General features: G+C 35.9%; 11 protein-coding genes. All 11 read left to right on the forward strand.

Translation table 11 applies throughout. The annotated features are described in order from the left end of the window. Positions 1-283: 283 nt before the first annotated feature. The 11 genes from MKX82_RS27670 (at position 284) to MKX82_RS27720 (ending at position 12,659) form a co-directional block, all read left to right on the forward strand. A complete protein-coding gene (locus MKX82_RS27670) occupies positions 284-1,996 on the forward strand; it encodes a hypothetical protein (RefSeq protein ID WP_341081807.1) in 1,713 nt (570 codons plus the stop codon). 667 nt (positions 1,997-2,663) lie between these two features. Further along, entirely contained in the window at positions 2,664-4,463 is a 1,800-nt protein-coding gene (ltrA, locus tag MKX82_RS27675; protein WP_341082232.1) for a group II intron reverse transcriptase/maturase, read from the forward strand. Between the two features lie 91 nt (positions 4,464-4,554). Beyond that, a complete protein-coding gene (locus MKX82_RS27680) occupies positions 4,555-5,487 on the forward strand; it encodes a hypothetical protein (RefSeq protein WP_341081810.1) in 933 nt (310 codons plus the stop codon). A gap of 572 nt (positions 5,488-6,059) precedes the next feature. After that, a complete protein-coding gene (ltrA, locus tag MKX82_RS27685) occupies positions 6,060-7,874 on the forward strand; it encodes a group II intron reverse transcriptase/maturase (RefSeq protein ID WP_341081813.1) in 1,815 nt (604 codons plus the stop codon). Positions 7,875-8,137: 263 nt separating this feature from the next. Continuing rightward, the gene (locus tag MKX82_RS27690) at positions 8,138-8,716 is read left to right on the forward strand and encodes a hypothetical protein (RefSeq protein ID WP_341081816.1); all 579 of its coding nucleotides are present in this window, start codon (positions 8,138-8,140) and stop codon (positions 8,714-8,716) included. Between the two features lie 18 nt (positions 8,717-8,734). After that, positions 8,735-9,466: a hypothetical protein gene (locus tag MKX82_RS27695; RefSeq protein WP_341081818.1), complete on the forward strand. Its 732-nt coding sequence runs from the start codon at positions 8,735-8,737 to the stop codon at positions 9,464-9,466. A gap of 268 nt (positions 9,467-9,734) precedes the next feature. Then, on the forward strand, positions 9,735-10,424 hold the full coding sequence (locus MKX82_RS27700) for a hypothetical protein (protein WP_341081820.1): 690 nt from the start codon (positions 9,735-9,737) through the stop codon (positions 10,422-10,424). Between the two features lies 1 nt (position 10,425). Continuing rightward, on the forward strand, positions 10,426-10,989 hold the full coding sequence (locus tag MKX82_RS27705; protein ID WP_341081821.1) for a hypothetical protein: 564 nt from the start codon (positions 10,426-10,428) through the stop codon (positions 10,987-10,989). A 27-nt stretch (positions 10,990-11,016) separates the two neighbouring features. Then, positions 11,017-11,655 carry a hypothetical protein gene (locus MKX82_RS27710; protein WP_341081823.1) on the forward strand — a complete coding sequence of 213 codons (639 nt, stop codon included), beginning with the start codon at positions 11,017-11,019 and terminating at the stop codon, positions 11,653-11,655. A gap of 129 nt (positions 11,656-11,784) precedes the next feature. After that, on the forward strand, positions 11,785-12,210 hold the full coding sequence (locus MKX82_RS27715; protein ID WP_341081825.1) for a hypothetical protein: 426 nt from the start codon (positions 11,785-11,787) through the stop codon (positions 12,208-12,210). A 131-nt stretch (positions 12,211-12,341) separates the two neighbouring features. Continuing rightward, positions 12,342-12,659, forward strand: coding sequence for a DUF2325 domain-containing protein (locus MKX82_RS27720; protein WP_341081827.1), 318 nt, complete (start codon positions 12,342-12,344; stop codon positions 12,657-12,659). The last annotated feature ends 39 nt before the right edge of the window (positions 12,660-12,698 follow it).

Raw genomic sequence — 12,698 nt, forward strand, 5'->3', positions numbered from 1 at the left:
CAAACAAATTCCCTACAACTTGAGGAATATAAGAGTATTCGCTTTTATTTGGAATTTCAGGGCTTTATGAACCAATATTATTGGTTTCGTATTCATACAAAAAAAGCTACTCATACATTTACTACATATTGTGAAGGTAATTTTGAAGAGGCAAGAAAACTAGTAATTGATAGTTTCAAAAGCTATTTAGAAAAGAAATAAAAGGGAGGTGTCCCTACCTCATTTGATTGAGATAGGGAGCCTTACAGCTTTCCTATTCAATCAGAATTTGGTAGGAAGCATAATGACTGAAAAAATAGAGTGGACAAAAATACAGGAATCAAACGAACATCCTAAAATGCTGGAGATCTATTTAGAACAAGCCTGGCAATCAGCTTTCTGCTATGCATTAGCAGTTGAACCGCCTGAAAATGATTATCAAGGGGCTAAACTCCTTATGACAATCATTGCAGGGAATGATTCTACTATGCAATCGATGAAAGCAGCAATTGATACTGGTAGTGGTGGGCTGTCATTTGGATATGGAATAAAGGGATTAACTGATTACAAATTCCATAAAGAATTGCGTTTGTTCTCTGAAAAAGGAAAGTATGAAAAATTCCCTATTACTATTAACCAAAACCGCAAAGCAATTGCTATCGTACATGATGAGTTGCTAGGAAACAATGAGTATATCCTTTCTTTTGATGGTGAACCATCAGAAGATCTACGGCAAGTATTAGGAGGAGGTAAATATGGATTACACATTTTACCGGAATGGAAGGATGTCATTTATAAAGAATTTATAAGCCGCCAAGTGCTGGAAAAAGTTGAGCTGTATTGTGATTCCAATTTATTTCCTGACGGATTATATCTATATAAATTAAACCTTACAGAAGAAGATGCGGATAATTTGATTTCTGAGTTAATTACGTCCAAGAAACTTCTATTTCCTAAAGAGGGAAGTGGAAAGAGTATAGAAGAAATTACGGATCTCACTAGCTATATGCAGGCACATATAAATGACATGATTAACAAGGTAAGTGAAGAGGTAACTCCTATTCACAATCCCTTAGTGGATCCAATTGATTCTAGGATAGAAACCTATAAAAGAGAGCTATTTCCGGTCCAAGCCCATGTTACTACCGCAGTAGCTAAAAAGTTAAAGAAGAATAAGGCAGTACTTATCCAAGGTGAGATGTCTACAGGAAAAACAACATTAATGACAGCAATTGCTGACGTACTAGCTGGTATGAGCAATAAGAAAGGATTTCATGCTGCGCTAATGTGTCCGCCATCTTTAACGAAGAAATGGCCAGAAGAAATAAAAGAAATTATCCCTCATGCAGATGTGAGAGTGATTGAAAAAACAGAACAGATTATACAATATCACGCTGAGTGGACTAAGGCAGGGAGAAAGAAACCAGAAAAACCTGTATTCTTTGTTATTTCCTTTACTACCATGCGAGGTGATAGTGCAATTGTTCCAGCTGTTTCTTTCACCTATAAGAAAACAAGTAACCAAAAACTAGAGAATATGGTTCCTTATCGGTATGGATTTTATTGTTCAAGCTGTGGAAAGGCACACCAAGTAATAGAATCTTCACGAATGGAAACCAATGCGAATGGAGAAGAAATTGAGATTTTTGATAAACGGACAATGGATGAAGATGAATTTGGCACAAGCAGACGCCTACATAACGCTCAAAAGCCAGCAAATGCTTTCTGTAGTGAATGTGGTGAAAGCTTATGGGCTAAATCAGCTCCAACTCGATATTCCTCCTTTAAAGAATGGGCAAAGCATGAAAGAGAATTGTCTCATGCTTTAAAAGATGGTAATGAGCGATTAGCGAAGCATATTCAAATCTCTCAGGATGATATTCCTAAGAAGCAAGGGAGCCCTAGAAGACTAGCTACTATCGAATATATTCGAAGAAAGATGAACAATTTCTTTGACATTGCGTTAGTTGATGAAATACATGAATGTGCGACACGTTACCCAATAAATAGCAATTAATGCTATGAAATGGGTGGCTTAACATGGTTAAGTACAACTGATAAATCAAAACTGGGAATGAAAGCCTTCAAGCTGAGCTGAAACCAGTTGCCTAATACTCCTACATGCATTTAATCGGTAGAAGTTATATGTATGAAGCTAGGTGAAGACGGCTGAATTTAACCTAAGTCCTAATTGGATACGGTTGGAGATAGGTCGGGGCGCTAAAAAGTAACTATGGTGAGAATGTTTCGGGTGAAACTGACGAATTTACGAATGAAAGAGCCTAGAGTATTAGCTTAGAGGAAACTCTTCGCACCGCAGCAGCGGGGTAAGATACCGATGAGTAAGATTGTTCGTTATGAAAATCGGGATGGTCAGCAACGAGATCATAAGGCTTACAGGTTCAAAGTAAACACCTAAAGTTATATGCAAAGCAAGATTTATCGGAACGTGGTAAGCAACAAACTCCTATCAAACGTCTACCAACGGGGAGGTTGCTATAAGGTTTTTTTAAACCGAAATGCATTTATTGTTGTGAAAGTAAGGGCACAGTACCGTTGAAGTTATGGAAACATAATGGAGGGATAGCCCTAAGTCTAATGAAACAACAATTAACTGAGTAAACGTTGAGGCTCATAATTCGGGTATGAAGGTGAGTATAATGTCGGAGTTGATATTTGCACCTATGAGCGCAAAGGGTGGAAGACATAAACAGTATTATAACTTTGTTGAAATACAGAACAATCTTTATCAACAAAGCAAAAGAGGCAAAAACAACTTTAAGAATCTTTTAGAAAAAATACTATCAGATGAGAATATCTTATTAGCCTACAGAACCATCAAAAGTAACACTGGTTCTAAAACAAAAGGTACTGATGGATACAACATTATGCATATAGCAGAGACTGACCAGCAAACCTTTATTGGAAATATAAGGGGAATTGTTTCTCAGTATAAGCCGAAAGCAGTCCGAAGAGTATGGATTCCTAAACAAAATGGCAAACAACGGCCATTAGGTATTCCAACAATAAGAGATAGACTAATTCAGCAAATGTTTTTACAGGTACTTGAACCAATTTGTGAAGGAAAGTTCTACAATCACTCATATGGTTTCAGACCTTTAAGGACAACTCGACACGCTCTTGCCAGAGTACAAACCTTAATAAATATTAATAAACTTCACTACACAGTGGACATTGATATTAAAGGATTCTTTGACCATGTTAATCATAACTTGTTAATCAAACAGCTATGGAACATAGGTATAAGAGATAAACGGGTTTTAGCTATTATTAGGAAAATGCTAAAGGCACCAATAAAAGGAGAAGGTATACCAATAAAAGGAGTACCCCAAGGGGGAATCCTCTCACCATTATTATCGAATGTAGTTCTTAATGACCTCGATAATTGGGTCTCAGACCAATGGGACTCCTTTAAAACTAGGCACACATATGCAGGAAATGATGTTAAAATCACCAATCTTAGAAGGACATCGGAACTAAAAGAAGGATTCATAGTTAGATATGCTGATGATTTTAGAGTTATGGCTCGAGATTATAAGACAGCATGGAAATGGTTTCATGCTATTAAAGGCTATCTCAAAGATAGACTAAAACTGGATATATCTCCAGAAAAGTCTAAAGTAATAAACCTTCGAAAACACAGTTCAGAATTCCTTGGATTTAAAATCAGAGCTATACCAAAAGGCAAAAAGATAGTGGCTAAAACTAATGTGTCTGATAAGAAGAAAAAACAAATCAAAGAAACTCTTAAAGAGAGAATAAAAATATTACAAAAACAGCCTAATCCCGAAAATGTGAGGTTATACAACTCAACCGTGTTAGGTGTACATCAATTCTTTAAGTATGCCACACACGTTGTTATCGATTTTAAGGATATAGAATACCGGCTCTTAAGAACTCTCAAGTCTCGATTACGCAAGATAACAAGATATGGATACCCGCTACACTTAAGCAAGAAGGCAACTTACTTCAAGTTTTATAGCGGAAAGCGAAAGGTTTTTATGATTGGGGGAAGAGATGCACTCTTTCCTATCGGGGAAGTTAGAACAACTTCTAATTTTAACTACTCGCAATCTTTAAATCCCTACGATAATGAAGACCACTTTGTTTGGGACAAGCAAATTATTAAATTAATGAAATCCCGAATCATCAACCGTTCACTAGAATACATGGATAACAGACTATCAGTCTACTCTATGCAAAGGGGTCTATGTGCAATTACTAAAAAGCCCCTAATGGCTGAAGACGTACATTGCCATCATAAGAAACCTGTTTCTCTAGGCGGTACAGATGAATTTAAAAACCTAGTCGTTGTTCATAAAGACATCCATAAATTGATTCATGCCACTAAAAAAGAAACTATCGAGAAATACTTGAATGTTTTTAGTCTTAGTTTCACTGAAATTAAGAAATTAAACAAATTAAGAACCCTCTGTAAACTTGAAAAATTAATTGTTACGTAATTAGATAGAACGCCGTATGAATTGAAAGATTCACGTACGGTGTGGAGCGGGGGAAAACTCGGAGATAACTTCAAAGAGTTACCTATCGCTATTGAAATCTGGTGCGTCTGCCCAAGGAAATAGCTTAGGTAGTTTAGCAGCTGTTAGTAAAAAGGTAGTTGGCGGTACGGGAACATTATTCGGTGGGAAGGCGGAAGATATTTATTACACGATGTTTCGACTCTTTCCAAGTCTTATGGTGGAAAACGGTTATAAGTATTCTGAAGTAAGAAAGTGGAATGAAGAATATGGCGTAATAGAAACCACTACCTATAATCAAGAGTCAGAAACAGAGTATACAAATAAACAATCCAGAGGCGGAACAAAAAGGACAGAAAAAATCCTTCCAGGAATTAGTCCATTTGTTTTCTCTAAGTTTTTGGTTCAAAATTCCGTTTTAGTTCGGTTAGTTGATGTATGGCCTGATCCTGTAGAGCTAATTAATGTACCGACTATTATGGTGGATTTAGATAAGGACCTCCACAGTCATTATCGGAATATGGTAAATACCTTCGAGACTGCTATAGACCAAAGAGAGGATGGATATAAGTTATATCTACCTTTAACACAAACAGGTATAGCTTATCCTGATAATCCTTTTTCTTACCCAGACTTCTCCATAAAAACTGAAGAAGGGGATAGAGAGCTCATCTGGTCACCTGAAAGATTTCCAGAAGATCGCATTCTCAATAAGGAAAAGAAACTGCAGGAGATTATCAAAGGTGAAATGGAGGAAGGAAGAAAATCAATCGTTTATGTCCGCGATACTGGTTCAAGTGTGGAAGGAAGAGATGTTCGACCAAGATTAAAACATATCTTGGAACAAATAGGTGCAAAGGTATGTATTCTAGATACCTCTTCAACTAGTACAAATAAGCGGAGCGAATGGCTGAAGAAGAAAATAGATAAAGAAGGATACGATGTCTGTATCGTTTCACAGGAATTAGTGAAAGTTGGTTTGGATTGTGCGACAAGAAGTTGCTAAATGATAGTGTTTCCATAGGAAGCCGTCTTAGTCATTAAGGACGTTCCCGCCCGAAACTGCTTTTCGAGTAATCGAATTGTTGGGTTGCATGAGGGTTAAATGCTTAATGAGGAATTTACACAGAATTCCAAAAGAGCTAGGGAAAGTTAGGAAGGTATAAGCGTAAGCTGAATCTTTGTAGTCTTCGTTACCAACAACAAGCGTACTGTGATTGAAAAAGCTTGTAGATGTGGATAGGAAAAGTTCTACGGTCGAGGAACTGCGAAATGACCCATAAATCCACCGGAGTAAAGAAGGATGCCTAACCTAATGTATCTATTATTAGTGAAACTTGGTAAGCCCTATACATTCCTCTCATATGAGGTAGGGTGACCGTAAGGAAACTACAATATGTAGAGGGTAAAGGAACATGGAGAAAGCGAATGTCGACATAACGAAAGTTAAGGTTAAAACTCATTTGTATAAGCCGTCGAATAGGGAAATACCCAAATCGAAAGATTGCAGACTTCCATGTGGTCATCAACACGAATAGAAAGCGGAAAGAATAATCCTTAAAGAGAGGGAGATATGTTATGAAAACCAACGAGTACGTTGCGTCGGCTGTTTCCCCACTGGTGGATAACTGGCACTCAATTAATTGGGCGAAAGTTAATCGCTATGTAAGGAAACTTCAACAACGAATTTATCGTGCCGAACAACTTAAACAAACAAGAAAAGTAAGGAAATTACAAAGACTTCTACTAAGAAGTAAAGCAAACCTACTATTAAGTATTAAACGAGTAACGCAAGAAAATAAAGGCAAAAGGACAGCTGGTATAGACGGATATATTTCAAATACTCCGCAAGAGCGAGTTGAATTATACAACAAACTTAAAATGTACAGTACAAGAAATATTAAGGTCAAACCGGCTAAAAGAACATATATCCCCAAAAAGAAAGGGAAAAAACGTCCGTTAGGTATTCCAGTAATTGTTGATAGGGTGTATCAAAATATTTTCAAAAATGCCTTAGAGCCACAGTGGGAAGTAAAATTCGAAATGACATCCTATGGGTTCAGACCTAAACGTAGTGCACATGACGCTATGAGCGATTTATTCTTGAAATTAAGTAGAGGAAGCGCTAAGGGATGGATTTTTGAAGGTGACTTTGAAGGGTGTTTTGACAATTTAAACCACGAGTTTATTATGGGGAGAATTAATAACTTCCCACATAATGACATAGTAAAAGCATGGCTGAAAAGTGGATACATTGATAATGATACATTCCATAAAACAGATAAAGGAACACCACAAGGTGGAATTATCTCACCATTGTTAGCGAACATAGCACTACATGGGATGGAAGACGAAATTGGAGTAAGATACTTTAATACTACAAGACAAGGATACACATTATATCAGTCGTCAGTAGGTGTTGTTAGATATGCAGATGATTTTGTCATTGTATGTCCTACGGAAGAACAAGCCCGTGGAATGTATGAAAAATTACAACCATATCTAGACAGAAGGGGTTTGAAGTTAGCGGAAGAGAAAATAAGAGTTGTTCATATTAATGAAGGATTCGACTTCCTTGGATTTAACTTTAGACAATACCCAACTAAGGATGGAGATAAATTGTTTATTAAACCATCTCTTGAAAGTGTTAAAAACGCTAAAAAGAAAATTAACGAAGTGTTTGACTGGGGAAAAGGCAGAGAAACAGTCCATCTAATTGAAAAACTAAATCGTGTATTACAAGGGGTTGCTAATTATTGGTCACCAACGGTAGCCAAATCGATTTTCAGAGATATTGATTCTTATGTCAATGGAAAAGTAATCATTTACCTTAAACACAGACATCATAGAACTTCATTTAGAAAACTGATGAAAATGTACTTTAAGCCAGACATTACAGGCGTTAGCAAAGACAAATGGCTTCTCACGTGTCCAAAAGAAAACAGTAAACAACTTATTCGTATGAGTTGGACTAAGATTGAAAGACACGTGAAAATCAAACAGTATAATAGTCCATTTGATGCAACGCTTAAAGCTTACTTTGATAAACGTGACGAGAAATTTTTTGATAGGGAAAATACTAATGCCAAGAGAAAACTTGCGAAAAAGAGTAAATACAAATGTAGAATTTGTGGTGAATCCTTACAGGGGACAGAACTGATTGAAAGCAATCATATTGTGCCTGTAGTAATTGGTGGAGTTGATAGTTATGACAACTTTGAACTACTACATAAATCATGTCATAAAACACACCATGTATTACTAGAGAAATACGGGGAAGGTAAGAAATTACCTAGAGTCGTAAGTTACCTAGAAAGTAATGGTGTTAGAGATGTGAAAACCAAAAAGGCTATTAATCTTATGAAGAAAGCATTCAAAAAGTTTCGTTATTAAGTTGGAAAGGACGACAGATGGCTTGAGCCGTATGTGCTGAAAGGTACAAGTACGGTTCTTAGGGGGGAAAGAGGTGGTAACATCTCCGACCTACCCGACTACTGTGCACTCCAACATTAATCTTTTATCAATTTAGTTGGTCATTGTTCACCATTAACCAGGCAGCTAAAAGAGCTTGGAGAATTGGTCAAACAGAGGAATGCCGACTTTATTACATTGCCTATAAGGACACTTATCAGGAACAAATGGCAACATTAATTGCTATGAAGAATAAAGCAGCTGGAGCCATTAATGGAGATGTATCTAGCGATGGATTAAACGCTATGTTAGGAGATACCGGTGATTTGCAATCTATGCTGATTCAATCCATAAAAAAAGGGACTGTTTTAAAAGGTAGCACAGAGGAATGGGTTGCTGAGGCTTCTGATAGAGCGAGGGAAATTTTAGCGAATATCGGAAAGAGTAAACAAAAACAAAAACCATTATCTAAATCCGAACAGTTTATCGCTTGGGTTAATTCCTATATTGGAGCTGCCTCTTCTAAAAATGTTTTAACTAGAAAGGCAGAAAGTATATCTGCGAATATCGAGACTGGCAAAATCGTTGGATTTAGATTTAATGAACAGGTGCTGGAAGTTGACTTAGTCGAAGCATTTGGTATTGATTGTGTTGCGGATGGAGAGATAGTTGGTTATCTAACAAAGGTTGAAAGAAAAGAATCTGCAATAAATAAGGAATCCGAACAAATATCACTATTTGAGATAACGAGTGATGAAATAATTAAAACCAAAAAGAAGAGAAATGCTGTTGTCAGTGGACAGTTAGCGTTTGAACTTTTCTAATCTGGAGGAGGAAAAGGAATGACATTTACAATAACGATGGACTGGCTTGTATGCCTGTATTACTTAATCGAAAATATATTCTTTGTGTATTGTACGGATTTAAGAATGAAGAATTATTATTTACAAAATGAATTGTATCCTAAAGAGTTTTATTGTTTTGAGCCAGAAGAGGTTTCTATTGATACCATTTCTCCAATGCACTCAGGAAATATTTCAATAAAAGAAGAACCACTAATTACAACTGAAACGATAGTACAATCTAATTTGAATTCTGATGCAGAAGCTTTGCTGGAGGAATTGCAATTGGAGCTTACTAGTTTAGAGCCAGTACAATTGGCTTCGGAGGAAGTTAGTAACGAGTTAGATTTTATTATAGATCAGGATTGTATCAGCTTGTCTGACTATGACATTGATTGTAGCAACTCTAATGAATTAACCACCTTTGATTTTGAAAAATTAGCAACAGCAAAAATCGGCGACAGTTTAGAAGGTGAACAACAGTGGGTTGTATCAATCATTGGTACTGAAGAAGAATATTTACATATATCTGATGGACATCGTACTTGGATAAATGTTGGACAAGATGCCTTGAGGTTAAAGCGAGGTGACTTGCTAGCAGTGGATGTTGTCCGGAAGGCTAAGAGAGTGGAAGTATTAAATATTACTATTTTAGAATCAGCTATTACGGAGGACTACCTTATTCCAGACGAAGAGATAGACTACAACAATAGCTATTCTAATGCTATATAACATTTTGAAAGTGACCTTCGCGGTCACCTTCTGCTCCAAGTAAATATAGATAATGTTTATTTGGAGCAGATGTTCACAAGTGAAAATACCTATTACCCTAAAGTTGAAACGATACAAAAAAATAAGTCTAAAGAATTATTACGATATAAAAATATGAGTCAAAAGATACTTGTAATCGACAAATATCGACAAAATGGAATTATTTAAATGTCTATAATGTATAGGGTAAGCACGAACGCTGCAATAAAAACGAAAGGGGATAGTTGTAATGACTATTCAACCAAGATTAACGGAAGAAGATATTAACACCATCATAAATGTACTAAGGGAGAAAAAGTATAATCTTAATAGTTTTCATTTTAGATATTTAGCTCGAGAGCAATCTTTATTATTGGATGGGAAAGGAATCCAAGGTATTAATCAAACAGAAGAATACTATGAAGCAATAGAAGATAATCTAGTGTTCGCAGACTTTAACTGGATCTCTCCATTGTGCGAAGCATTGAATATCAATTTTACGGCAAATCTAAAGGTATTGCCTGAAGGGGACATGGAGCATAACAAGGTAAGACTTGTAGTATCTGTCACTGTGCCTGTTGAAGGCAATAGAAGCAAGCAAAGAGTCCTTGAGGCCCTATATAATCCATTTAGAAGGGTAGTTAAGTTTCAATCCTTTGTTAAAGAAGTTGTTTTTTATGGTACTAACCATATGGTTAATAAAATTGACTTTATTATGGAGATTGAAGGCAAAAAAATAGTTCCTCATCTCAGGGATAATCCAGGAATTAATATTCAATGCATGAATCAATGGATGGCTACAGTAGACAAGATAATTGATTATGGAAAAGAAGATTACAAGTACGTAGAACATTTGCAAGTGGCTAATGGTCGTATGGCAAATATCTCCTATGAATCTACTACTTCCTTCAGATTTCAAAAGAATAAAAAGGGGTACTAAAATGAATCTCAGAAAGCACAGTATATCTTTTCTCATATTATTACTTGCTGCTGTTACATTTCCTATTCAAGCATTAGCAAGCCCTATTAATTTTAATCAAGGGTCAACATTCAGTGAGGACGTAGTAAACTGGACTTCTAATATCAATTCTTACGCTCCTACAGTTTCTTTCCTCTTCTCTGCAATTTTTGTTTTAATGTTTTTATTCGGAGTTGTAAGGTTAGGTTATTCTATCATCACTAAAACAGGTCAGGTCATGAAAGGATCAACTGGTCTGCTTATATGGGTTCCTATTGCATTCTTTTTAATTAGGTTATTTCTAATCCTCTTATTTACAATTAATAGCACAAATGTTACACTGATTGCATCGGATATGATTCGTTTAATTCGAACAACTGGTTATTTTACTGTTTTAGGGATGGTTTTAATTGGATTTGCAATGTTTCTTTTCTTTAAATTTCTAAAACATCCAGAGTTTGGCCGGTGGAGCAAACGATTATGGGTAGTTGCTACCTTACTACTCCTGTTAACAAGCATTATGCCGATAGTATTTGGAGCAGCGTAAATTCCAATAATAGAATAGGTGATAACATTGTTAAAATTAATTGTAAATAACAAAACAACGAACCAAGAAGTTGCAGATGAAAAATTAACTTGTAGAAATTCCTGTGAGTATTTTGATGAGATCACAGAGAGCTGCTCTATAAAAGCAAATGTGAATGTAGACAGTACATATGAAGTTTTAAGATGCACTCAGTTTTTCGGTAAAATTATACCTGACGAGAATTATGAGGGACCGAAGGATTTTAGATTGCAGGAAGATATAAGTTCAGCAGCAGATGAAGAGAGTGACTCTATGTTTAAAGAGTTACTGGGACAGAAAGAGATACTGGATATATCTAATTATCCTTTGGAACCAGACTTCCCTTCTAGAAGAACAGATGCTTCTTGGTTTGTGGCACCATGTGGAAACTATGGTTGTTGGGTTATCAATAAATCATCATGCAAATTATCTGTGGTTAAAAATCTCGAAGAGGTAGTAAAAGGTTGGCACGATTCCGTATATAAATCGCAAATCCCACTTCATGATCATAAATCTTCATTGGGTCTAGCGTCCAGAATAGCCTGGGTAGTAGATGAGGATGGATATGGTCAATATGCCCTTCTTATTAATGGTAATGTCTCCGACATGCGTTATCCAAGACCTCATAATTGGAAACGAAGCTATTGATATGGCATTGTTGTTCATTTATAATGAAATTAAAAAATATAAATCAAGGGAAGGACCCTTTTTCATTAAAGCACATTATCGATGTGTTTTTTTGGAAAAGGGTCTTTTTTTGTTTAAAAGGAGAATTCTATGACTGCGGATATCTGTGTAGTAGGCGGTAGTGGTATTAGTTTCGAGAGCGGCTTAAAGGATGTTATGGATATTATGTTTGGAGCAAAATACTCTGTCATATCACAACACAATCTTGAAGCTAGCGAAGTATCACCAAGATTAATTGTTGTGACATCGACTCATTTAAAAGAGGTTGCTACTATACGCCAGCTGGAGAATAAAAAAAGAGATGGCGCAAAATTAGTGATAATTAAGGATAGTCCTGAACTCCCCGAAGATCTTCACATGTTTACAGGGTTTCTCTCTAAGAAAATGAATGCATCAGAAATGAAACAAGCTATAGAAGACATACTAGAAAATAACGAGTACTTTGTTCATCCAGATGTAGGAGCCTCTATCTTGCATCAGTATAACCAGTATTACAACACTAAAATCGAAAGTTGATACATTTGGTGTAAATTTAATTAAAATATAATACTATTCATCATATACAATCAGTGTAATTTGTGTTATGTTAATATCAGAATAAGTAATACATTTGGTGTAATATACATTATATTAATAGGAGTTGAATAATGATGAATAAAACAATAGCTATCTTTGGTGGAACTCAAGAATTAACGTATAAAAAAATTGGCAAGAATTACGACTTAAAGGTTTTATTCCATAACGGAAAATGCCGTAACGGAGGAAACAAAAAAGAATTCCGAAACATTATTAAAAAGGCTGATTGTGTAGTAATGATGATTGGTGCTTTAGGACATGTGAGCATGGATATTGTGAAGGAACTATGTAAGGAGTATGACAAGGAAATGATTTTTCATAAAGGGAGAGGAGCTAGTGGTGCCATCCAAGCTTGTTTACCATATGTAAATACCCTTGCTGCGGCCTAGAATAATGAGAAAGTTAACTAGAAAAGAGGCTAGAAATTT

Origin of the sequence: Niallia sp. FSL R7-0271, assembly GCF_038005785.1 — a bacterium.
Lineage (GTDB): Bacteria > Bacillota > Bacilli > Bacillales > Cytobacillaceae > Niallia.